Origin of the sequence: Enterobacter cloacae complex sp. 342H5 (genome assembly GCF_050030905.1) — a bacterium.
In the GTDB taxonomy this organism is placed as follows: Bacteria; Pseudomonadota; Gammaproteobacteria; order Enterobacterales; family Enterobacteriaceae; genus Enterobacter; species Enterobacter intestinihominis.
Genome location: NZ_JBLGVB010000001.1, coordinates 716,690 through 738,926, shown reverse-complemented (window position 1 = coordinate 738,926; position 22,237 = coordinate 716,690). Strand labels below are relative to the sequence as shown.

Below are 22,237 nucleotides of genomic sequence, written 5' to 3'. Positions count from 1 at the left end.
ACAAAATATCGCCAGTTTTAAAAACCGCAGAATAAACCGCATGACGCCATGCGGTTTATTCACCAGAACCTAGCGACGGCAAATATTGATCAGCAGCTCTTCCATCCACTGATGCCCTTTATCCCGACCCGCAGCCTCATGCCAGGAAAGATAACAGGTCCGGCTATTAAGCTTGAGCGGCAGAGGTAAAATTTGCAGATTAAGTGAATCGGAGAACTCTTCAGCAAGCCAGCGCGGCGCAATAGCGACTAACTGCGTCTGAGAAACGACATTTAATACACTGACCATGGCCATTCCCTGATAAGCCACGCTGGCTTGTTTATCGGCGGTGTCATACCACGGCTGACTGAATGAGGCATATCTGTCAAGAGCAACAACGGCGTGTTGCTCACTGTAAACATCGCTTTCACGCAGCGGCGAATTCATACGGGGATGTTTTTTACTGGCGACTAACACCATTTCGTCTTTGAACAACGGAACACAGGCAAACTCTGGACGGCGGAACTCTTCGTATCCCAGAACAAACTCTGTTTCCTGATAACGAAGCTGGTGTTCAGTGTTTTGATTTAATGATGATTTAAAAACGAGATGAATATTTGGGGCGATCTGTTCAACTTTATTATATATAACAGACGTCAAATAATTATCTAACGGACTGCAAACACAGAGATGGAAAACCCGCTCACTGCTTAAGGGTTCAAAGCCCGAACCGGGAAGTTCATTTTGAACCAGCTGTAGCGCCTGACGAATCGAACCGAATAGCTGGAATGCACGCGCTGTGGGCTGAATTCCCCTCCCATAACGAACGAATAACTCGTCGTTAAACATCACCTTAAGTCTGGCTACGGCATTACTCACGGCAGGCTGAGACATTCCCAGAGATTGCGCTGCTCGCGTAATATTCTGCTCCTGCATCACTGCATCGAATACAGTTAACAAGTTAAGATCCACTGTGCGTAACTGAGGCTTAACCCCATCATAAGTCTGTGGTTGGTTAATATTATTTTCTGGCATTTCTGACTCCACCGTCACGCTAAATTCCCTTTGCCCAGGTACAGTAATAACTTCGAAAAATATGATTTACCATGCATATACAACAAGCGAAAGGAAATTATTTAAAATTCGGAATATATAAAGAGCCCCATTCACCGAGCGGCTTTACGCACCCCATAAATGAAGAGTTAAAAATCGTTCAAAAGATATCTCAAACTTTATTGTGAGCATGAAACCATAAACCAGACAAATACACAATCAACGCTCTCATTAATAATGACTTAAGCGTTATTAAACTATTAATAGTATACAACGCATATTCATTAACAAATTGATATCAATTTTGATAACTTACTTACCCTTAAATCATTCATGAAGTTTATAAATCAATGATATGAAACACATTCCATTTCTTAGCATGTTGATGAAAATAGTATGTTCAATTGCTACCAATTATATTCAAATTATTCCAGAGATGAATCCCCAGTCCAATAATAGACAATAAAATCGGTTAGCCACGCAAAAACCAGCACAATTAGCTAATGTATTCTCCCTGCGTTGGGTCCCCGTTTTGTCGGGGAGGGGTTGACATGAGTCGGCGTATCCAGTACCACTAAAAGCATATCGCATTCACCTGGAGCAGGATTCATGATTCGCACCCTTCGTTTCACCGGTCTACTACTACTAAACGCATCCACTGTGCGCGGTAGACTGGCGGGCGAAATTCAGCGTTGAATCGTCTTCAGTAAAACTAAAAACCCGCGCCACTGCGCGGGTTTTTTTATGCTCGTAGCAAGGCGCCCTAAGACTGACAAGGACCTAACCCATGAGCCAGCAAGTCGTTATTTTCGATACTACTTTACGTGACGGTGAACAGGCATTACAGGCGAGCCTGAGTGTTAAAGAAAAACTGCAAATTGCGCTGGCCCTGGAACGCATGGGTGTAGACGTAATGGAGGTCGGTTTTCCTGTCTCCTCGCCGGGTGATTTTGAGTCAGTGCAGACCATCGCCCGCACCATCAAAAACAGCCGCGTGTGCGCTCTGGCTCGCTGCGTTGAGAAAGATATCGATGTGGCCGCGGAATCCCTGAAAGTTGCAGAAGCTTTCCGTATCCATACTTTTATTGCCACCTCCCCCATGCACATTGCAACCAAGTTGCGCAGCACGCTGGATGAAGTGATCGAACGTGCGGTGTATATGGTTAAACGGGCGCGTAACTACACTGACGACGTGGAATTTTCCTGTGAAGATGCAGGCCGCACGCCGATTGACGATTTGGCCCGTGTAGTGGAAGCCGCTATTAATGCCGGAGCCAGAACCATCAACATCCCGGATACCGTCGGCTACACCATGCCGTTTGAGTTTGCCAACATCATTACCGGTCTGTATGACCGCGTACCAAATATTGATAAAGCCATTATCTCTGTACACACCCACGATGACCTGGGTCTGGCCGTTGGCAATGCTATCGCGGCGGTGCACGCCGGCGCGCGTCAGGTAGAAGGCGCGATGAACGGCATCGGCGAACGCGCAGGCAACTGTTCGCTGGAAGAAGTGATCATGGCGATCAAAGTGCGCAAAGACATCATGGACGTGCACACACGCATCAATCACAACGAAATCTGGCGCACCAGCCAGACCGTCAGCCAGATTTGCAACATGCCGATCCCGGCCAACAAAGCGATTGTCGGTACGGGCGCGTTCGCTCACTCTTCCGGTATCCACCAGGATGGGGTGCTGAAGAACCGTGAAAACTACGAAATCATGACTCCGGAATCCATCGGTCTGAACCAGGTTCAGTTGAACCTGACCTCACGCTCTGGTCGCGCGGCAGTGAAGCACCGTATGGAAGAGATGGGCTACAAGGACAGCGATTACAACATGGATCAGCTGTACGACGCCTTCCTGAAGCTGGCGGACAAGAAGGGCCAGGTGTTCGATTACGATCTGGAAGCGCTGGCATTCATCAACAAACAGCAGGAAGAGCCAGAGCACTTCCGTCTGGACTACTTCAACGTCCAGTCCGGCTCAAGCGACATCGCCACCGCCTCCGTTAAGCTGGCCTGCGGGGATGAAATTAAAGCGGAAGCCGCCAACGGCAACGGCCCTGTGGATGCCATTTACCAGGCGATTAACCGCGTCACTGAGTACGACGTAGAGCTGGTGAAATACGACCTGACGGCTAAAGGGCACGGTAAAGACGCCCTGGGTCAGGTGGATATCGTCGTCAATTATAACGGTCGCCGCTTCCACGGTGTGGGTCTGGCGACAGATATCGTCGAATCCTCCGCGAAAGCGATGGTGCATGTCCTGAACAACATCTGGCGCGCCGCCGAAGTCGAAAAAGAGTTGCAACGCAAAGCTCAGAATAAAGAGAACAACAAGGAAACCGTGTGATGTCGAAGAATTACCATATTGCTGTGTTGCCGGGTGACGGTATTGGCCCGGAAGTGATGGCACAGGCGCTGAAAGTACTGGAAGCCGTTCGTTCGCGTTTTGCGATGAAAATTACCACCAGCCACTACGATGTGGGCGGTATTGCGATTGATAACCACGGTACGCCATTGCCGAAAGCCACTGTGGAAGGCTGTGAAAATGCCGATGCCGTGCTGTTTGGCTCCGTGGGCGGCCCTAAGTGGGAACATTTGCCGCCAGCAGAGCAGCCGGAGCGCGGTGCGCTGCTGCCGCTGCGTAAACATTTCAAACTGTTCAGCAACCTGCGTCCGGCGAAGCTGTACCCGGGGCTGGAAGAGTTCTGCCCGCTGCGCGCGGATATCGCGGCCAACGGTTTCGACATTCTCTGCGTGCGTGAGCTGACCGGCGGCATCTACTTCGGTCAGCCAAAAGGTCGCGAAGGCAGCGGTCAGCATGAGAAAGCGTTTGATACCGAGGTCTATCACCGTTTTGAAATTGAACGTATCGCCCATATCGCGTTTGAGTCAGCGCGCAAACGCCGCCGTAAAGTGACCTCGATTGATAAAGCGAACGTGCTCCAGTCTTCCATTTTGTGGCGCGAAATCGTCAGTGAAGTCGCTAAGCAGTACCCGGACGTTGCGCTGTCGCATATGTATATCGACAACGCAACGATGCAGCTGATCAAAGATCCGTCTCAGTTTGACGTGTTGCTGTGCTCCAACCTGTTCGGCGATATTCTCTCGGATGAATGCGCCATGATCACTGGCTCCATGGGCATGCTGCCCTCGGCCAGCCTGAACGAAGAAGGCTTTGGCCTGTACGAACCGGCGGGGGGCTCCGCGCCGGATATCGCAGGCAAAAACATCGCCAACCCGATTGCGCAGATCCTCTCCCTGGCTCTGCTGCTGCGCTACAGCCTGGATGCAGGCGATGCAGCAACCGCAATTGAAAACGCCATTAACCGGGCGTTAGAAGAAGGCGTCCGTACCGGTGATTTAGCACGCGGCACGGCGGCAGTCAGTACCGATGAAATGGGCGACATCATTGCCCGCTATGTCGCTGAAGGGGTGTAATCATGGCTAAGACGTTATATGAGAAGTTGTTTGATGCGCACGTTGTTTACGAGACGCCAGACGAAACCCCACTGTTGTACATCGACCGTCATCTGGTACACGAAGTGACGTCTCCTCAGGCATTTGACGGCCTGCGTGCGCACAAGCGCCCGGTGCGTCAGCCGGGTAAAACCTTTGCCACGATGGATCACAACGTTTCCACCCAGACCAAAGACATTAATGCATCTGGCGAGATGGCGCGTATCCAGATGCAGGAGCTGATTAAGAACTGTAACGAGTTTGGCGTGGAGCTGTACGATCTGAACCACCCCTATCAGGGCATCGTCCACGTAATGGGGCCTGAACAGGGTATTACTCTGCCGGGCATGACCATTGTCTGCGGCGACTCCCACACCGCGACGCACGGCGCATTTGGCGCCCTGGCGTTCGGGATTGGCACCTCTGAAGTGGAACACGTTCTGGCGACGCAGACCCTGAAGCAGGGCCGCGCCAAAACCATGAAGATTGAAGTGAAGGGGAAAGCCGCGCCGGGTATCACCGCGAAAGATATCGTGCTGGCGATTATCGGCAAAACCGGCAGTGCAGGCGGTACCGGTCACGTCGTTGAGTTCTGCGGCGACGCTATTCAGGCGCTGAGCATGGAAGGTCGTATGACCCTGTGCAACATGGCCATTGAGATGGGTGCCAAAGCAGGCCTGGTGGCCCCAGACGACACCACCTTCAACTATGTGAAGGGGCGTCTTCATGCGCCGAAAGGACAGGATTTTGACGACGCGGTTGCGTACTGGAAAACCCTGAAAACGGACGAGGGGGCAATTTTTGATACCGTTGTGACGTTGCAGGCGGAAGAGATCGCCCCGCAAGTCACCTGGGGCACCAACCCGGGCCAGGTCATTTCCGTCAACGACTGCATTCCTGACCCGGCTTCCTTCGCCGATCCGGTCGAGCGCGCGAGTGCGGAAAAGGCGCTGGCCTATATGGGGCTGAAACCCGGCGTACCGCTGACCGACGTGAGCATTGATAAAGTGTTCATCGGCTCCTGCACTAACTCCCGTATCGAAGATTTACGCGCTGCGGCAGAAATTGCAAAAGGCCGCAAAGTGGCACCGGGCGTGCAGGCGCTGGTTGTGCCGGGCTCCGGTCCGGTGAAAGCCCAGGCGGAAGCGGAAGGTCTGGATAAGATCTTTATCGAAGCAGGCTTCGAGTGGCGCCTGCCCGGCTGCTCCATGTGTCTGGCGATGAACAACGACCGCCTGAATCCGGGCGAGCGCTGTGCCTCCACCAGCAACCGTAACTTTGAAGGCCGTCAGGGCCGCGGTGGGCGCACCCACCTGGTCAGCCCGGCAATGGCCGCCGCTGCGGCAGTCACCGGTCATTTCGCCGATATTCGCAGCCTGAAATAAGGAGACAATCATGGCAGAGAAATTTACCCAACATACGGGCCGTGTTGTCCCGCTGGACGCCGCTAACGTCGATACTGACGCGATCATTCCTAAACAGTTTTTGCAGAAAGTGACGCGCACGGGTTTTGGGGCGCATCTGTTCAACGACTGGCGCTTCCTCGACGATAAAGGCGAAGTGCCGAACCCGGAGTTCGTCCTGAACTTTCCGCAATACAAAGGGGCTTCCATTCTGCTGGCGCGGGAAAACTTTGGCTGCGGATCGTCGCGTGAACATGCGCCATGGGCATTAACCGACTACGGTTTTAAAGTGGTTATCGCCCCAAGCTTCGCGGATATCTTCTACGGCAACAGCTTCAACAACCAGCTGCTGCCGGTGACGCTGAGTGACGAACAGGTCGATGAACTGTTTGCGCTGGTGCAGGCAAATCCGGGGATGTCGTTTGAAGTGGATCTGGAAGCAGAAGTGGTGAAAGCCGGTGACAAGACCTACAGCTTTAGCATTGATGCGTTCCGTCGCCACTGCATGCTGAACGGTCTGGATAGCATTGGCCTGACGCTGCAACACGAAGAGGCTATCTCCACCTACGAGAAAAAACAGCCTGCGTTTATGGGCTAAAGGCAATGGCCCGCAGGGCGCGGGCCATTGATAAGGGTGCGTTGAGGCGTAACCACTCTGGAGAGGCGGGGAAAAACCCCGCCAATACCGCTAACGTTTTGCTTCGTAAGCCAACACTGCCGCCAGCTCTGTTTTCTCCTGTCTGAAGTGCAGCTCACACAGCGAGTCACGCACCATCCAGGTGAAGATCAACAACGTCGTACAGATCAGAAACAAACCTAACAGCAGAGTACGTTTTGGCATTCCAGCCTCCTTATTGCTTTTCGGCAATGAAGAGACTAACCTCGCAATGTTGGTTGTGAAGTTGGTCTCCCCATCAGTTTTTTTGATGTGGGACTCTCCACTGTTTGCCTCTTGCGAAAGCCTGAGGCAAACAGCCTCAAGCACCCGTCACGCACTCTATGCGCCTTCTCTGCTCCTGTCAGAAAATCGTTTCATTTCGTGAAGCCGCCTTCCAGAATCAAACGTCTTTAACCCGGCACGTTAACACAAGCGTGATGACCGAAATCGCTGCGATCACCCAGTACACGGATGCATGTCCATAGCTTTGCGACAGCGCCCCCTGAATCACCCCTGCCAGAATCACGCCGGTAGAGATACTGTTAGTAAACAGCGTGGTCGCGGAGCCTGCTCGCCCCGGCATTAAATCCTGGAACCAGAGCATGCCGATCCCGGCAACGATTCCGATAAATACCGCGTTAAATAGCTGTAACGCCAGCAAAGCTTCCCGCGAATGGAAAAGGATTAACCCCGCGTAGAACACCACCCCAGCCGCCACGGCGACGACCATCATCCGACGCTTTCCGAAACGTTTTACGTAGTAACCCGCCAGAATCATCGCCGGGATCTCCAGCCCGGCAGCGGTGCCCATCAGGATCCCCGCGAGCTTGTCGGTCAGTCCCAGATCGCTGCTGATCCACAGCGGCATATCGATAATGTACATGGTGTTGCAGGTCCACATCAGCGTGGAGGCGATAAACAACATGCGGACGTTTTTATCCTGCCAGCCGCTTACCTGGGTGATGGGCTTGTCCGTCACCTGCTCTACGCGCGCCACCGATGGCAGCACAAAGGCTATCAGCGCCAGGCTGATGGCAAAAATTCCCGCGGCGATGGTGAACATGACGGTGAAACCGTAGTTCAGCGCCAGCATGAACGCCAGCGGGGGGCCGATGACCCATGCGAGAGAGAGCTGCGCACGCATCACCGAGCTGAACATCACCACTTCCCGCGCCGAGTTGTCGGCGTACTCCCGGGCCAGGGCGAAGAGCTGCGGCATGGCGGTATTCGCCAGAGAGGCCAACAGCACGCCACAGGTGATAAGCGTCAGGTAGTGACGATTAAAGGCAAACAGCAACGCGTTGCCCACGGCCATGGCGCAACAAAAGAGGATCAGCTTGCGGCGATCGCCCTGGCTGTCGGATCGTTTCGCCAGCCACAGGCTGACGAGGATCCCGGCAATGGCGTTGACGGTGTAGAACAGGCCTACCCAAAATGGCTGCGCCCCAACCTCACGACTGAGAAACAGGCTCAGCGTCGGCGCCTGTAGCGCACCGGCCACGCCCATCATGAAGGCCACCAGCATAAAAGCGGCGTACACGCCGTTCAGGCGTCGCCCCATCGTCATCAACCAGAGCATGCGCAAGTCCTTATGAAAGCGAATCGAAATTGGGTGAAATAGTAAACGAAAAAAGCCAGCAAAAACATTTTGCTGGCGGGTGATTAGCACCAATACTCAGTCACACATGATCGAGGCGAGTTAGCGAGAAGAGGTCGGTTTCGTAACGTCCCACTGCATCAGATCTTCCAGTATTCTCAGCCGCTGCTCTGCGCACTGGCGGGCCAGCCAGGACACTCCCTTTGTCGCTGAAAAATAGTGCTGATAAAACTGACGTGCGGTAGACCTCTTCATAATTTACCTCCTCGCTTCATCGATAAGGATTATTGGCTTAATATAGGGATTAATAAATTGCTGATTTTTTGTCAGGAGTTCCTCTTTTATGCCTTCTGGTCGTCTGCAACAACAATTTATCCGCCTCTGGCAGTGCTGCGAGGGGCAATCGCAGGAGACCACGCTGAACGAGCTGGCTGAGCTCCTCAACTGCTCCCGGCGTCATATGCGTACCCTCCTTAACACCATGCAGCAGCAGGGCTGGCTAAACTGGGAGGCCGAAGCCGGACGCGGTAAGCGCTCGCGCCTGACTTTCCTCTATACCGGCCTGGCGTTGCAGCAACAGCGGGCGGAGGATCTGCTGGAGCAAGACCGCATCGATCAGCTGGTCCAGCTGGTGGGCGACAAAGCCGCCGTGCGCCAGATGCTGGTCTCGCATCTGGGACGCAGCTTTCGTCAGGGACGCCACATTCTGCGAGTGCTTTACTATCGCCCAATGAAAAATCTGTTGCCCGGTACGGCGTTACGTCGCTCTGAAACCCACATGGCCCGGCAGATTTTTAGCGGCCTGACGCGGATAAATGAGGAAAACGGGGAACTGGAAGCGGATATTGCCCATCACTGGCAACAGGTGTCTCCGTTGCACTGGCGCTTTTTTTTACGTCCCGGCATTCATTTCCACCATGGACGCGAGCTGGAGATGCGCGACGTTATCGACTCCTTAGAACGCGCCCGCACGCTGCCGCTCTACTCGCATATCGCGCGGATCCACTCCCCAACGGCATGGACGCTGGATATTGAGCTATCGCAGCCGGACAAATGGCTTCCGTGGCTCCTGGGCTACGTGCCCTCGATGATCCTGCCTGCCGAGTGGCGATCCCTGAACAATTTTTCCAGCCAGCCGATTGGTACGGGCCCCTACTCCGTTTCACGGAACAACAGTAATCAGCTGAAGATCCGCGCCTTTGATGATTACTTTGGCTATAGGGCGCTGATCGACGAAGTCAACGTCTGGGTACTGCCGGATCTCAACGAAGAGCTGAGCGCAGGCCTGACGCTGGAAGGGCCAACAGCCGGTGAAAAGGCGTTCGAAAGCCGCCTGGAGGAGGGCTGCTACTACCTGCTCTTCGATAGCCGCAGCCATCGCGGGGCGAATCACGACGTACGCAGGTGGATCAGCCATGTTCTGGCGCCCGCTAACCTGATTTATCACGCAGAGGAGCAATACCAGACCTGGTGGTTCCCGGCCTATGGCCTGCTTCCGCGCTGGCACCATGCGCAGCCAGTACGCAGTGAAAAACCTGCCGGACTGGAGACCATCACCCTCAGCTACTATCGCGATCACATTGAACACCGGTTTATCGCAAGGATCATGAGTAAGCTGCTGGCAGCCGAGGGCGTGACGCTGGCGATACAGGAAGTGGACTATGATGAATGGCACCGTGGAGATGTTATCAGCGATATCTGGCTCAACAGTGCGAACTTCACGCTGCCGCTTGATTTTTCGCTCTTCTCTCACCTGTATGAAGTGCCCCTGATTCAGCACTGTATCAATCGGGACTGGCAGCGAGACGCCGCACGGTGGCGGGCAGGAGAAATGGATCTGGCCGCCTGGTGTCAGGAGCTGCTGGCCGGGCAGACGATCGTACCGTTGATTCACCACTGGCTGCTGATCCAGGGTCAGCGCAGCATGCGCGGCCTGCGAATGAATACCCTGGGCTGGTTTGATTTTAAATCCGCGTGGTTTGCGCCGCCGGAGCCATAACGCTTTCGTAATATTCACCAAATCATTACAATAGCGCCGTTCTCAACGGGGTGCTGCATCACTGATGTGCGCTGAGATAATACCCGTCGAACCTGATCCGGATAACGCCGGCGAAGGGATTTGAGGCTGTCTCTCAAAATCCTTTGCCACTCAACCCTGAGGTGCAAAGTGTTAAAAAACGTTCTTCCTCTGCTGGCGCTGTTTGCGCTGCCTGTTTTTGCTAAGCCTGTCCTGACGGTCTACACCTACGACTCCTTCTCCGCCGACTGGGGCCCCGGCCCGGCGGTGAAAAAAGCCTTTGAAGCCGACTGCAACTGCGAGCTGAAATTCGTGGCGCTGGAAGATGGTGTCTCTCTGCTTAACCGGCTGCGTATGGAAGGCAAAAACAGCAAAGCCGACGTGGTGCTCGGGCTGGATAACAACCTGCTGCAAGCCGCCACTCAAACCAGACTGTTTGCCAAAAGCGGCGTGGCGGCAGATGCCGTCAACGTGCCGGGCGGCTGGAAAAACGACACCTTCGTTCCCTTTGATTACGGTTACTTTGCGTTTGTCTACGATAAAAACAAGCTGAAGAATCCGCCCAAAAGCCTGAAAGAGCTGGTCGAAAGCGATCAGAAGTGGCGCGTGATTTATGAAGATCCGCGCACCAGCACGCCGGGTCTGGGGCTGCTGTTGTGGATGCAGAAAGTCTATGGCGACAAAACGCCTGAGGCGTGGCAGAAACTGGCAGCGAAAACCGTTACCGTCACCAAAGGCTGGAGCGAAGCCTACGGCCTGTTCCTGAAAGGCGAAAGCGACCTTGTGCTGAGCTACACGACTTCTCCGGCCTACCACATTATCGCCGAGAAGAAAGACAACTACGCCGCCGCGAACTTTGCTGAAGGACATTATTTGCAGGTGGAAGTGGCCGCCCGCACCGCCGCGAGCAAACAGCCGGAGCTCGCCGAGAAATTCCTGAAGTTTATGGTTTCACCGGCATTCCAGAATGCTATTCCGACAGGAAACTGGATGTACCCGGTCACTGATGTTGCGCTGCCGGCAGGTTTTGAGCAGCTGAACAAACCGCAAACCTCCCTGGAATTTACGCCGCAGCAGGTTGCCACCCAGCGCGCCGCATGGATAAGTGAATGGCAACGCGCCGTCAGCCGCTGATCCCCGGCTGGTTAGTTCCCGGGCTGCTCGCCGCTATACTGATGGTGGTCGTCAGCGTGGGAGCATTCCTTGCGCTGTGGTTTAACGCGCCAGAGAGCGATTTGCTTGCCCTCTGGCACGACAGCTATCTCTGGCACGTCATCCGTTTCTCCTTCTGGCAGGCGTTTCTCTCCGCGCTGCTGTCGACGCTCCCGGCCATTTTCCTCGCCCGCGCCCTCTATCGCAGACGTTTCCCCGGCAGGCTTGCCCTGCTGCGGCTGTGCGCGATGACGCTGATCCTGCCCGTGCTGGTGGCGGTGTTCGGCATTCTGAGCGTCTATGGTCGGCAGGGATGGCTGGCATTCCTTTTCAACCTGCTTGGTCTGGAATGGACCTTCTCGCCATACGGCCTGAAAGGCATTCTGCTGGCGCATATTTTTTTCAATATGCCGATGGCCACGCGCCTCTTTTTACAGGCGCTGGAAAACATTCCCGGTGAGCAGCGTCAGATTGCCGCCCAGCTTGGCATGCGCGGCTGGTCGTTCTTCCGCTTTGTCGAATGGCCGTGGCTGCGACGCCAGATTGCCCCGGTTGCCGCGCTAATCTTTATGCTCTGCTTCGCCAGCTTCGCGACCGTACTTTCTCTCGGCGGCGGGCCGCAGGCCACCACCATTGAGCTGGCGATCTATCAGGCTTTAAGTTACGACTACGATCCGGGCCGCGCCGCGCTGCTGGCGATCGTGCAGATGGTATGCTGTCTGGCACTGGTGTTACTCAGCCAGAGGCTAAGCAAAACGATCCCCACAGGAAGCAATAACATGACAGGCTGGCGCGATCCGCAGGACTGCCTGTATAGCCGCGTCGCGGATTTTATGCTGATCGCACTGGCACTCCTGCTTTTGCTGCCCCCGCTGCTGGCCGTTATCGTTGATGGACTGAATCGCAATGTGTTGTCGGTACTGCAACAACCTGTCCTGTGGCAAGCGACGTGGACCTCCTTGCGCATTGCGCTGGCAGCCGGGCTACTGTGCGTGATCCTGACCATGATGCTGCTCTGGAGCAGCCGCGAGCTGTACGCGCGTCATGCCCGTAAAGCCGGACACGCGCTGGAACTGACGGGTATGCTGATCCTGGCGATGCCGGGCATTGTGCTGGCGACCGGATTCTTTTTACTGTTCAACAGCACCCTCGGCCTGCCGGAAAGCGCCGACGGCATCGTCATTTTTACCAACGCACTAATGGCCATCCCTTACGCGCTCAAGGTGCTGGAAAACCCGATGCGCGACGTCAACAGCCGCTACAGCTTGCTGTGTCAGTCGCTGGGCATGCAGGGCTGGCAGCGTCTGAAGGTGGTAGAATTGCGCGCACTGAAACGCCCGCTCGCCCAGGCGCTGGCGTTTGCCTGCGTGCTGTCGATTGGCGATTTTGGCGTAGTGGCGCTCTTCGGCAACGAGGATTTCCGCACGCTGCCGTTCTGGCTTTATCAGCAAATTGGCTCCTATCGTAGCCAGGACGGCGCCGTCACGGCGCTGCTCCTGTTGCTGCTGTGCTTTGCGTTATTTACCGTTATCGAAAAACTTCCGGGGCGTGATGTTAAAACTGACTGATGTAACCTGGCTTTATGAGCACCTGCCAATGCGTTTTACCCTCTCCGTTCGTCAGGGAGAGCGAATCGCAGTGCTTGGCCCCAGCGGGGCCGGAAAAAGTACCCTGCTCAATCTGATTGCCGGTTTTTTGCAGCCTGCCAGCGGGTCGATCGACATTGATAATGGCGAGTATACCTACGCTCCGCCGGCTAAGCGCCCGGTGTCGATGCTGTTTCAGGAAAACAATCTGTTCAATCATCTTACGGTCTGGCAGAACATCGCGCTGGGTATGGATCCGGGGTTAAAGCTCAGTGCTGCGCAGCGTCAGACGCTGGAGGCGATCGCCGAACAAATGGGCCTGTCTGCGTTTATCAACAGACTTCCGGGGGAGCTTTCCGGCGGCCAGCGCCAGCGCGTGGCGCTGGCACGCTGTCTGGTGCGCGAGCAGCCGCTGCTGCTGCTCGACGAACCCTTTTCGGCGCTCGACCCGGCCCTGCGCCAGGAGATGCTCTCGCTGGTTGAGGAGGTGTGCGAGCGCGAGCAACTGACGATGCTGATGGTTTCGCACAGCATTGAAGATGCCGCACGCATCGCGCCGCGATCGGTGGTGATCGCGGAAGGACGTATTTTGTGGGATGGAGAGACAGAAGAACTTCTGAGTGGTAACGCAGGGGCATCTTCATTGTTGGGCATTCGTGCGGTCTGATGCCCTCACCCTGGCCCTCTCCCACGGGGAGAGGGAAAACACCTTAACGGCTCACCACCTTCAACAGGATCTCGCCGTACACCGGCATCAGCGGGTGACGGATCAGCGCCACCAGCGCTACCACCGCCACGCCGAGCGTAAGTGGGGCCAGCCAGAGCAGGCGCGTGCGCGGGAGATAGCGGGTCAGGCGATCGACGCTCGCTTTCGCGCTGCGCCACAGGCGCCAGCAGAGCCAAACCGCCAGCCACAGCAGCACCGCCGTACCCAGCAGCAGCCATTTAAACTCACCGCTTTGCATACCGTCAGGAATATCAATCGCCGCGCCCGCCAGGATACCCGGCAGGAAGTAGAACGGCGGCCAGAAGACGCAGCCGATAATGTTCGGCACCACAAACTTCGCGACGGGCAGATCCAGCATCCCGGCCACCATCGGCACCAGTGGACGCGTTGGCCCAACGAAGCGCCCCACGAGGATGGTGAACATGCTGTGCTGGTGCAGTGCATGCTCGGTTTTATCCAGCAGCGCTTTGTTTTTTTTCATGAACGACCAGCGGTGCAGCGGCTTCTTAAAGCGCCAGCCCAGCCAGAAGGAGATCCAGTCCCCCAGCAAACAGCCGATAATACCGGCCATCCACGCCTGCCAGAAATTGACCTCGCCGCTGCCGATAAGCGCCCCAAGCCCCGCCATCATCACGGTGCCGGGCAGGATCAGCCCGACCAGCGCCAGCGACTCCAGAAACGCCACCAGCGCCACGGCGATGAGCGAATACATAACGGACTGGGTAATAAAATGTTCCAGCAATGCCTGCATAACTATTCCGGTCAGAAAACGAATCAGCGATTCTGCTTAGCGCCCTGCACCGCGTCAAGGCATCAATTGTCTGAATAGTTTACAAGATGCGCCTGAAGTTCACCTGAATGTTTACCGATTATTCACATCCCGCACGGAATTCGCTCGGGCTGGCACCGGTGCACTTCTTAAACACGCGAGAGAAATAGAGCTGATCTTCAAAGCCGACGTTACGCCCGACGGTGGCGATAGGCATTCGGGTGGTGCTGAGCAGCAGTTTCGCCTGGCTGATGCGCTGATCCTCGCGCCAGCTGAGTACGCTCACGCCAAGCTGCTGGCGGAACAGATGCGACAGCCGTGACGGCGACAGGCACACATGCTGGGCGACGCTGGCAATATCAAACTGGCTGTCGGCAAGGTGGTCGCTGATGTACTGGCAGGCGTCGCGGACGCGGTTGTCCAGCGGCGGATTAAGCGACTCGTTGATGGCCTCCATGCGGCGCAGCAGTACCTGTTCAAGCAGGTTGATGGCCAGCAGTTCGGCGTAGCGCCCTCCCGCCTGCCCTGCCTCAATAATCTGTGCAAACAGCTCACGGAACTGCGCCAGATGCGCCTCATCCGGGCGATAAAAACCGGTTTGCGCGAAAATGGCCGGCCACGAGAGCCACTCCTGCCAGTAGGCGCGCGGACGGAAATAGACCCACTGGTGATACCACTCTTTGGCATCCGGGTGGCGCCCGTAGTGGTGGATCTCCCCCGGCGGGAACAGCAGCATATCACCAGGGCGGCAGATAAACTGCCGATCGCCGTTTTTAATCACCCCTTCCCCGCGAACGGTCAGGTTCAGAATATACCCTTTCATTCCGAGCGGTCGATCGACGTAGAAATCGAGATACCCCTCGGCCTCAATGGGCGTCAGCCCCGCCACCAGATGGGCGTTAAATGAGTATCCCGGCAGCAGGGGATCGTTTTGCGGTTCGGCCATAGATTCAGTTCTCCCAAGGGTCCTGAAGGAAACCAATTGTCCATATCGATAAAAGCAGTATAAAAATGGCCCGCGAAAAGATCCAAAAAGCATCACGCCTCTTTTACGTCCGCCATGTTTCAGCCTTTCCCCCTGATTTCTCCGCCAGCACGGGCGGTTAAGCAGTAACAAAAGTGTCTATAAGTACGGCAGAAATGTCCACATTGAATATTTGCACGGCGTCACACTTTCAATCGTAACAGCAATTTAATCCATAAGATTAGCGGATCCTGCCTGACGATTTTTGTCCCCAGTCTCTAATGTTCTTCCATACCTGTTTTGGATGGAGCAACACCATGGCAATTGCAATTGGCCTCGATTTTGGCAGCGACTCAGTTCGCGCGCTGGCAGTGGACTGTACGACTGGCCGGGAGATAGCAACCAGCGTTGAGTGGTATCCGCGCTGGCAAGAGGGGCGCTACTGCGATGCGCCGAACAACCAGTTCCGTCACCACCCGCGCGATTACATTGAATCAATGGAAGCGGCGATCAAAACCGTGCTGGCGGAGCTGACGGATGCCCAGCGGGCCGACGTCGTGGGGATTGGCGTCGACAGTACCGGTTCAACGCCGGCCCCGGTTGATGCAGAAGGCCGCGTACTGGCGCTTCGCCCGGAGTTTGCCGATAACCCGAACGCCATGTTTGTGCTGTGGAAAGACCATACCGCCGTGGAAGAGGCGGAAGCCATCACCCGCTTATGCCACCAGCCGGGCAAAACCGACTACTCGCGCTACATCGGCGGGATCTACTCCAGCGAATGGTTCTGGGCAAAAATCCTGCACGTTACCCGCGCGGACGCGTCGGTCGCACAGGCAGCGGCGTCATGGATTGAGCTGTGCGACTGGGTTCCCGCCCTGCTTTCCGGCACCACTCGCCCGCAGGATATCCGCCGTGGCCGTTGCAGCGCCGGGCATAAATCGCTGTGGCATGAAAGCTGGGGGGGTCTGCCTCCGGCAGCGTTCTTCGATGAACTCGACCCGATCATCAACAAACACCTGACATACCCGCTGTTTACCGACACCTTCACCGCCGATATTCCGGTCGGCACGCTCTGCGAAGAGTGGGCGAAACGCCTCGGTCTGCCGCAAAACGTGACCATTTCCGGCGGCGCGTTCGACTGCCATATGGGTGCCGTGGGCGCGGGTGCGCAGCCCAACACGCTGGTGAAAGTTATCGGCACCTCCACCTGTGACATTCTGACGGCAGATAAAGCCAGCGTCGGCGACCGCGCGGTGAAAGGCATTTGCGGTCAGGTTGACGGCAGCGTGGTTCCCGATTTTATCGGCCTCGAAGCGGGTCAGTCCGCCTTCGGCGATATCTACGCCTGGTTTGGCCGCGTGCTCGGCTGGCCGCTGGATCAGCTGGCGGCCGCGCATCCTGAACTGAAAACCCAGATTACCGCGAGCAAAAAACAGCTCCTGCCGCAGCTCACCGAAGCCTGGGCAAAAAATCCGTCTCTCGATCACCTGCCGGTGGTGCTGGACTGGTTCAACGGCCGTCGTACGCCGTTTGCCAACCAGCGTCTGAAAGGGGTGATTACCGATCTCAACCTGGCGACCGACGCGCCCGCGCTGTTTGGCGGCCTGATCGCCGCCACCGCGTTCGGCGCGCGCGCCATTATGGAGTGCTTCACCGGGCAGGGCATTGACGTGAACAACGTGATGGCTTTGGGCGGTATCGCCCGTAAAAACCCGGTGATCATGCAGGCCTGCTGCGATGTGCTCAACCGTCCGCTGCAAATTGTGGCTTCCGATCAGTGCTGTGCGCTGGGCGCAGCGATTTTCGCTGCCGTGGCCGCAGGCGTCCATGCGGATATCCCGACCGCGCAACAGCATATGGCGAGCGCCGTCGAAAGTACGCTCCAGCCGCAGGCTCAGCAGGCACAACGCTTTGAACAGCTTTATCAGCGCTACCAGCAATGGGCAAAAAGCGCCGAACTTCACTATCTCCCTGTCGCCGCCCCGGCCAAAACTACCGCGGACACTACGGCAACCCTGACACATTAAGGACACGATAATGACCATTTTTAATAATTATGAAGTGTGGTTTGTGATTGGCAGCCAGCATTTATACGGACCGGAAGCGTTGCAGCAGGTGACGAAACACGCGGAGCACGTTGTGAATGCGCTGAACGCGGAAGCCAAACTGCCGTGCAAACTGGTGCTGAAGCCGCTGGGTACTACGCCGGACGAAATCACTAACATCTGCCGCGATGCCAATTACGATGACAAATGCGCTGGCCTGGTGGTGTGGCTGCACACCTTCTCGCCAGCCAAAATGTGGATCAACGGCCTGGCTATCCTCAACAAACCGCTGCTGCAATTCCACACTCAGTTCAACGCCTCCCTGCCGTGGGACAGCATCGACATGGACTTCATGAACCTGAATCAGACCGCGCACGGCGGTCGCGAGTTCGGCTTCATCGGCGCACGTATGCGTCAACAACATGCCGTGGTGACCGGCCACTGGCAGGACGGCCAGGCACAAAAACGCATTGGCTCCTGGATGCGTCAGGCGGTCTCTAAGCAGGATACCCGTCACCTTAGAGTGGTGCGTTTCGGCGACAACATGCGTGAAGTTGCCGTAACCGACGGCGACAAAGTGGCCGCGCAGATCAAGTTCGGCTTCTCCGTGAATACCTGGGCAGTGGGCGACCTGGTGCAGGTGGTGAATGACATCAGCGATGGCGACGTTAACGCGCTGGTGGACGAGTACGAAAGCAGCTACCGCCTGACGCCTGCGGCACAGGTCAACGGCGACAAGCGCCAGAACGTGCTGGATGCCGCACGCATTGAACTGGGCATGAAGCGCTTCCTGGAACAGGGCGGCTTCCATGCCTTCACCACCACCTTTGAAGATCTCCACGGCCTGAAACAGCTCCCGGGTCTGGCGGTACAACGTCTGATGCAGCAGGGCTACGGTTTTGCGGGCGAAGGCGACTGGAAAACTGCCGCTCTGCTTCGCATCATGAAGGTGATGTCAACCGGTCTGCAGGGCGGCACCTCTTTTATGGAAGACTACACCTACCACTTCGAGAACGGCAACGATCTGGTGCTCGGCTCGCACATGCTGGAAGTGTGTCCGTCTATCGCCGTTGAAGAGAAACCGATCCTCGATGTGCAGTACCTCGGCATTGGCGGCAAAGCGGATCCGGCCCGTCTGATCTTCAACACCCGTACCGGCCCGGCCATTAACGCCAGCCTGATCGACCTCGGCGATCGTTTCCGCCTGCTGGTGAACTGCGTCGATGCTGTGGAAACTCCGCATTCTCTGCCGAAACTGCCGGTCGCGAACGCCCTGTGGAAAGCGCAACCTGACCTGCCAACCGCGTCGGAAGCCTGGATCCTGGCCGGCGGCGCGCACCACACCGTCTTCAGCCACGCGCTTGACCTGAACGATATGCGTCAGTTTGCCGAGCTGCACGACATCGAACTGACCGTGATTGATAACGACACCCGTCTGCCAGCCTTTAAAGACGCGCTGCGCTGGAACGAAGTCTATTACGGTTCAAAACGCTAAGCCCTGAATGCCCGGTGGCATTTCGTTTACCGGGCCTACGGTTCTGTAGGCCGGATAAGCGAAGCGCCATCCGGCAGGAGACGACAATGTTAGAAGATCTCAAACGTCAGGTACTCGAAGCCAACCTGGCGCTGCCAAAACATAACCTGGTGACCCTGACTTGGGGCAACGTCAGCGCCGTTGACCGGGAAAAAGGCGTGTTCGTGATCAAGCCTTCCGGCGTGGATTACACGGTGATGACCGCGGAAGATATGGTGGTGGTCAGCATCGAAACGGGTGAAGTGGTTGAAGGCGATAAAAAGCCCTCCTCCGATACGCCCACTCACCGCCTGCTGTATCAGGCCTTCCCGACCATCGGTGGGATTGTGCATACCCATTCGCGTCACGCGACCATCTGGGCGCAGGCGGGCCAGCCAATTCCGGCCACCGGCACCACCCACGCGGACTACTTTTACGGCACCATTCCCTGCACGCGTCTGATGACCGATGCGGAGATCGGCGGTGAGTACGAATGGGAAACCGGGAACGTGATCGTCGAAACCTTCGAAAAACAGGGTATCGACGCGGCGCAAATGCCCGGCGTGCTGGTGCACTCCCACGGCCCGTTTGCCTGGGGTAAAAACGCGGAGGACGCGGTGCACAACGCGATCGTGCTGGAGGAAGTCGCCTACATGGGGATCTTCTGCCGCCAGCTGGCACCGCAGTTGCCGGATATGCAGCAAACCCTGCTCGATAAGCATTATCTGCGCAAGCACGGCGCGAAGGCGTACTACGGGCAGTAAAACATTGTCCGGTGGCGCTGCGCTTATCGGGCCTACGGATCCTGTTGGCCGGATAAGCGTAGCGCCATCCGGCAAAACAGGCACTGTATAAAACCCCAGCAAACACCCCTCAACCAGGCTATAATCAGGCCTGGTTTAGTTTTGTGGGATAGCGGCGTGGCACAGGCGCAAGAAGGCTTTTTACTGACCCGACACTGGCGGGATACCCCTCAGGGCACCGAGGTTGCGTTCTGGCTGGCGACGGATAACGGCCCGCTGCACGTTACCCTGCCGCCTCAGGAGTCCGTAGCGTTTATCCCTGAACACCACGTCGAGAAGGTAAAGCAGCTGCTGCGCGGTGAAAACGGCTGGCGCCTTACTCCCCTTGAGCTGAAAGACTTCCACCGCCAGCCGGTTTATGGCCTCTACTGCCGCGCCCATCGCCAGCTGATGCGCTATGAAAAATTGCTCCGCGAAGCGGGCGTGACGCTCTATGAAGCGGACATTCGCCCGCCGGAACGTTTTCTGATGGAGCGGTTTATCACCGCCCCCGTCTGGGTAGATGGCACCGCGCAAAACGGCAGGATCGTTAACGCGCGCCTGAAGCCTAATCCGCACTATCGCCCACCGCTGAAGTGGGTCTCGCTGGATATCGAAACCACCCGCCACGGTGAACTGTACTGCATCGGCCTGGAGGGCTGTGGGCAGCGGGTTGTCTATATGCTCGGGCCCCCGAACGGCGATGCGTCCGCGCTGGATTTTCATCTGGAATACGTTACCAGCCGACCACAGCTGCTGGAGAAGCTTAACCAGTGGTTTGCCGAGCACGACCCGGATGTATTGATCGGCTGGAACGTGGTGCAGTTTGACCTGCGCGTGTTGCAAAAACATGCCGAGCGGTACCGCATTCCCCTGACGTTAGGGCGCGGAAACACGGAGCTGGAGTGGCGAGAGCACGGTTTTAAGAACGGCGTATTCTTCGCACAGGCTAACGGTCGCCTGATAATCGACGGCATCGAGGCGCTGAAATCGGCCTTCTGGAACTTCTCTTCCTTCTCGCTGGAAGCGGTCGCCCAGGCGCTGCTCGGTGAAGGTAAATCCATCGACAATCCCTGGGACCGAATGGACGAGATCGACCGGCGCTTTAATGAGGATAAGCCAGCGCTCGCTACCTATAACCTGAAAGACTGTGAGCTGGTAACGCAGATTTTCCATAAAACCGAGATCATGCCCTTCCTGTTGGAACGCGCAACGGTAAACGGTCTCGCGGTCGACAGGCACGGCGGCTCGGTAGCGGCCTTCAGCCACCTCTATTTCCCGCGGATGCACCGGGCGGGCTATGTGGCCCCTAACCTCGGTGACGTGCCGCCGCAGGCCAGTCCCGGAGGTTACGTGATGGATTCACGGCCCGGGCTGTATGATTCGGTGCTGGTGCTGGATTATAAAAGTCTGTACCCGTCGATTATCCGCACATTTCTGATTGATCCGGTAGGGCTGGTCGAGGGGATGGCGCAGCCAGACGATGCGCACAGTACTGAAGGTTTTCTCGGGGCACGCTTCTCACGCGAAAAACACTGCCTGCCTGAGATCGTGGGAAACATCTGGCACGGCCGCGACGAGGCAAAACGCCACGGCAACAAGCCGCTCTCACAGGCGCTGAAAATCATTATGAACGCCTTTTATGGGGTGCTGGGCACCAGCGCCTGCCGCTTCTTTGATCCGCGTCTGGCGTCGTCCATCACCATGCGCGGGCACGACATTATGCGCCAGACCAAAGCGTTGATTGAATCCCGGGGTTATGACGTTATTTATGGCGACACCGATTCCACCTTTGTCTGGCTGAAATCGGCCCATTCAGAAGACGACGCCGCGCAAATCGGCAAAGAACTGGTCGCCTTCGTGAACGCCTGGTGGCGCGAAAGTTTGCAAAAAGAGCGGTTAACCAGTGCGTTAGAGCTGGAGTTTGAAACCCATTTTGCCCGCTTCTTAATGCCGACCATTCGCGGAACCGACCAGGGCAGCAAGAAGCGCTACGCCGGACTGATTCAGGAAGGCGACAAGCAGCGGATGGTGTTTAAAGGGCTGGAGACAGTGCGCACCGACTGGACGCCGCTGGCACAGCAGTTTCAGCAAACGCTTTATCTGCGGGTGTTCCGCAATGAGCCGTATCAGGACTACGTGCGCGAGACGATAGCCAGCCTGATGGCGGGCGAACTTGACGCGCAGCTGGTGTATCGCAAGCGCCTGCGCCGCCCGCTGGCGGAGTACCAGCGTAATGTTCCTCCGCACGTCCGCGCGGCGCGGCTGGCGGATGAAGAGAACGTTCGACGGGGCCGCGCGCCGCAGTATCAGAACCGGGGAACGATCAAATACGTCTGGACAACGAACGGACCAGAACCCATTGATTACCAGCAGTCTCCGCTCGATTACGATCACTACCTGACCCGCCAGCTTCAGCCTGTTGCGGAGGGAATTTTACCGTTCATCAACGACGACTTTGCTACACTAGTGACAGGACAACTTGGGCTATTTTGACGCGTGACGAAACCGTTGCCATCCAGTA

At 56.4% G+C, this 22,237-nt stretch carries 19 protein-coding genes and 1 riboswitch; of the genes, 13 read left to right on the top strand and 6 right to left on the bottom strand.

Features of this window, described 5'->3' with window-relative positions; all coding sequences use genetic code 11:
- Positions 1-69 precede the first annotated feature (69 nt).
- Complete coding sequence (gene leuO, locus ACQG03_RS03590) at positions 70-1,014, bottom strand: transcriptional regulator LeuO (protein WP_022647036.1); 945 nt, start codon at positions 1,012-1,014, stop codon at positions 70-72.
- A gap of 627 nt (positions 1,015-1,641) precedes the next feature.
- Between leuO and leuL the strand changes: the two genes are divergently transcribed.
- The 5 genes from leuL to leuD all read left to right on the top strand — a co-directional run bounded on the left by leuL (position 1,642) and on the right by leuD (position 6,501).
- Positions 1,642-1,728, top strand: a complete 87-nt coding sequence (gene leuL, locus ACQG03_RS03585) for a leu operon leader peptide (RefSeq protein WP_057979999.1) — start codon at positions 1,642-1,644, stop codon at positions 1,726-1,728.
- A 91-nt stretch (positions 1,729-1,819) separates the two neighbouring features.
- Positions 1,820-3,391, top strand: a complete 1,572-nt coding sequence (gene leuA / locus ACQG03_RS03580) for a 2-isopropylmalate synthase (protein WP_022647035.1) — start codon at positions 1,820-1,822, stop codon at positions 3,389-3,391.
- Positions 3,391-4,482: a 3-isopropylmalate dehydrogenase gene (gene leuB, locus ACQG03_RS03575; protein ID WP_022647034.1), complete on the top strand. Its 1,092-nt coding sequence runs from the start codon at positions 3,391-3,393 to the stop codon at positions 4,480-4,482. Before leuA ends, leuB begins: the two co-directional genes overlap by 1 nt.
- 2 nt (positions 4,483-4,484) lie before the next feature.
- Positions 4,485-5,885 (top strand): 3-isopropylmalate dehydratase large subunit, encoded by a 1,401-nt coding sequence (gene leuC / locus ACQG03_RS03570; protein ID WP_063163137.1) that lies wholly within the window; start codon positions 4,485-4,487, stop codon positions 5,883-5,885.
- Positions 5,886-5,895: 10 nt separating this feature from the next.
- On the top strand, positions 5,896-6,501 hold the full coding sequence (gene leuD / locus ACQG03_RS03565) for a 3-isopropylmalate dehydratase small subunit (protein WP_022647032.1): 606 nt from the start codon (positions 5,896-5,898) through the stop codon (positions 6,499-6,501).
- Positions 6,502-6,591: 90 nt separating this feature from the next.
- Here the strand turns inward: leuD and ACQG03_RS03560 are convergent, their stop codons facing one another.
- From ACQG03_RS03560 to sgrT, 3 genes are all read right to left on the bottom strand, one after another.
- On the bottom strand, positions 6,592-6,744 hold the full coding sequence (locus ACQG03_RS03560) for a Hok/Gef family protein (protein WP_010427008.1): 153 nt from the start codon (positions 6,742-6,744) through the stop codon (positions 6,592-6,594).
- Between the two features lie 217 nt (positions 6,745-6,961).
- The gene (locus ACQG03_RS03555; RefSeq protein ID WP_063163138.1) at positions 6,962-8,140 is read right to left on the bottom strand and encodes a sugar efflux transporter; all 1,179 of its coding nucleotides are present in this window, start codon (positions 8,138-8,140) and stop codon (positions 6,962-6,964) included.
- A 120-nt stretch (positions 8,141-8,260) separates the two neighbouring features.
- Positions 8,261-8,413 (bottom strand): glucose uptake inhibitor SgrT, encoded by a 153-nt coding sequence (gene sgrT, locus ACQG03_RS03550; RefSeq protein WP_003856388.1) that lies wholly within the window; start codon positions 8,411-8,413, stop codon positions 8,261-8,263.
- An 88-nt stretch (positions 8,414-8,501) separates the two neighbouring features.
- Between sgrT and sgrR the strand changes: the two genes are divergently transcribed.
- From sgrR to thiQ, 4 genes are all read left to right on the top strand, one after another.
- Complete coding sequence (sgrR, locus tag ACQG03_RS03545; protein ID WP_022647030.1) at positions 8,502-10,157, top strand: HTH-type transcriptional regulator SgrR; 1,656 nt, start codon at positions 8,502-8,504, stop codon at positions 10,155-10,157.
- Positions 10,158-10,193: 36 nt separating this feature from the next.
- A riboswitch (TPP riboswitch) is annotated at positions 10,194-10,294 on the top strand.
- A gap of 31 nt (positions 10,295-10,325) precedes the next feature.
- The gene (gene thiB, locus ACQG03_RS03540; RefSeq protein ID WP_022647029.1) at positions 10,326-11,309 is read left to right on the top strand and encodes a thiamine ABC transporter substrate binding subunit; all 984 of its coding nucleotides are present in this window, start codon (positions 10,326-10,328) and stop codon (positions 11,307-11,309) included.
- Entirely contained in the window at positions 11,285-12,895 is a 1,611-nt protein-coding gene (gene thiP / locus ACQG03_RS03535) for a thiamine/thiamine pyrophosphate ABC transporter permease ThiP (protein ID WP_063163139.1), read from the top strand. Before thiB ends, thiP begins: the two co-directional genes overlap by 25 nt.
- The gene (thiQ, locus tag ACQG03_RS03530) at positions 12,879-13,580 is read left to right on the top strand and encodes a thiamine ABC transporter ATP-binding protein ThiQ (protein ID WP_063163140.1); all 702 of its coding nucleotides are present in this window, start codon (positions 12,879-12,881) and stop codon (positions 13,578-13,580) included. The genes thiP and thiQ overlap by 17 nt, the downstream gene beginning before the upstream one ends.
- Positions 13,581-13,623: 43 nt before the next feature.
- Here thiQ and ACQG03_RS03525 read toward each other — a convergent pair whose 3' ends face one another.
- Positions 13,624-14,391 carry a DedA family protein gene (locus tag ACQG03_RS03525; protein ID WP_017383796.1) on the bottom strand — a complete coding sequence of 256 codons (768 nt, stop codon included), beginning with the start codon at positions 14,389-14,391 and terminating at the stop codon, positions 13,624-13,626.
- Positions 14,392-14,509: 118 nt separating this feature from the next.
- Positions 14,510-15,355 (bottom strand): arabinose operon transcriptional regulator AraC, encoded by an 846-nt coding sequence (araC, locus tag ACQG03_RS03520; protein ID WP_032625458.1) that lies wholly within the window; start codon positions 15,353-15,355, stop codon positions 14,510-14,512.
- Positions 15,356-15,690: 335 nt separating this feature from the next.
- On the opposite strand from araC, the gene araB reads away from it, so the two are divergent.
- The 4 genes from araB (at position 15,691) to polB (ending at position 22,209) form a co-directional block, all read left to right on the top strand.
- Positions 15,691-17,400, top strand: a complete 1,710-nt coding sequence (araB, locus tag ACQG03_RS03515; protein ID WP_063163141.1) for a ribulokinase — start codon at positions 15,691-15,693, stop codon at positions 17,398-17,400.
- Between the two features lie 10 nt (positions 17,401-17,410).
- Positions 17,411-18,913 carry an L-arabinose isomerase gene (gene araA / locus ACQG03_RS03510; RefSeq protein ID WP_063163142.1) on the top strand — a complete coding sequence of 501 codons (1,503 nt, stop codon included), beginning with the start codon at positions 17,411-17,413 and terminating at the stop codon, positions 18,911-18,913.
- Positions 18,914-18,999: 86 nt separating this feature from the next.
- The gene (araD, locus tag ACQG03_RS03505; protein ID WP_022647024.1) at positions 19,000-19,695 is read left to right on the top strand and encodes an L-ribulose-5-phosphate 4-epimerase; all 696 of its coding nucleotides are present in this window, start codon (positions 19,000-19,002) and stop codon (positions 19,693-19,695) included.
- A 156-nt stretch (positions 19,696-19,851) separates the two neighbouring features.
- Complete coding sequence (gene polB / locus ACQG03_RS03500) at positions 19,852-22,209, top strand: DNA polymerase II (protein ID WP_063163143.1); 2,358 nt, start codon at positions 19,852-19,854, stop codon at positions 22,207-22,209.
- The last annotated feature ends 28 nt before the right edge of the window (positions 22,210-22,237 follow it).

What these genes read in the sequence shown, in the direction of transcription:
- ACQG03_RS03555 (WP_063163138.1), bottom strand. Translation starts at nt 8,140, where the DNA reads ATGCTCTGGTTGATGACGATGGGGCGACGCCTGAACGGCGTGTACGCC.
- ACQG03_RS03525 (WP_017383796.1), bottom strand. Translation starts at nt 14,391, where the DNA reads ATGCAGGCATTGCTGGAACATTTTATTACCCAGTCCGTTATGTATTCG.
- leuD (WP_022647032.1), top strand. Translation starts at nt 5,896, where the DNA reads ATGGCAGAGAAATTTACCCAACATACGGGCCGTGTTGTCCCGCTGGAC.
- thiP (WP_063163139.1), top strand. Translation starts at nt 11,285, where the DNA reads ATGGCAACGCGCCGTCAGCCGCTGATCCCCGGCTGGTTAGTTCCCGGG.
- araB (WP_063163141.1), top strand. Translation starts at nt 15,691, where the DNA reads ATGGCAATTGCAATTGGCCTCGATTTTGGCAGCGACTCAGTTCGCGCG.
- araA (WP_063163142.1), top strand. Translation starts at nt 17,411, where the DNA reads ATGACCATTTTTAATAATTATGAAGTGTGGTTTGTGATTGGCAGCCAG.
- araC (WP_032625458.1), bottom strand. Translation starts at nt 15,355, where the DNA reads ATGGCCGAACCGCAAAACGATCCCCTGCTGCCGGGATACTCATTTAAC.
- thiQ (WP_063163140.1), top strand. Translation starts at nt 12,879, where the DNA reads ATGTTAAAACTGACTGATGTAACCTGGCTTTATGAGCACCTGCCAATG.
- leuA (WP_022647035.1), top strand. Translation starts at nt 1,820, where the DNA reads ATGAGCCAGCAAGTCGTTATTTTCGATACTACTTTACGTGACGGTGAA.
- sgrT (WP_003856388.1), bottom strand. Translation starts at nt 8,413, where the DNA reads ATGAAGAGGTCTACCGCACGTCAGTTTTATCAGCACTATTTTTCAGCG.
- sgrR (WP_022647030.1), top strand. Translation starts at nt 8,502, where the DNA reads ATGCCTTCTGGTCGTCTGCAACAACAATTTATCCGCCTCTGGCAGTGC.
- leuL (WP_057979999.1), top strand. Translation starts at nt 1,642, where the DNA reads ATGATTCGCACCCTTCGTTTCACCGGTCTACTACTACTAAACGCATCC.
- leuB (WP_022647034.1), top strand. Translation starts at nt 3,391, where the DNA reads ATGTCGAAGAATTACCATATTGCTGTGTTGCCGGGTGACGGTATTGGC.
- leuC (WP_063163137.1), top strand. Translation starts at nt 4,485, where the DNA reads ATGGCTAAGACGTTATATGAGAAGTTGTTTGATGCGCACGTTGTTTAC.
- ACQG03_RS03560 (WP_010427008.1), bottom strand. Translation starts at nt 6,744, where the DNA reads ATGCCAAAACGTACTCTGCTGTTAGGTTTGTTTCTGATCTGTACGACG.
- araD (WP_022647024.1), top strand. Translation starts at nt 19,000, where the DNA reads ATGTTAGAAGATCTCAAACGTCAGGTACTCGAAGCCAACCTGGCGCTG.
- leuO (WP_022647036.1), bottom strand. Translation starts at nt 1,014, where the DNA reads ATGCCAGAAAATAATATTAACCAACCACAGACTTATGATGGGGTTAAG.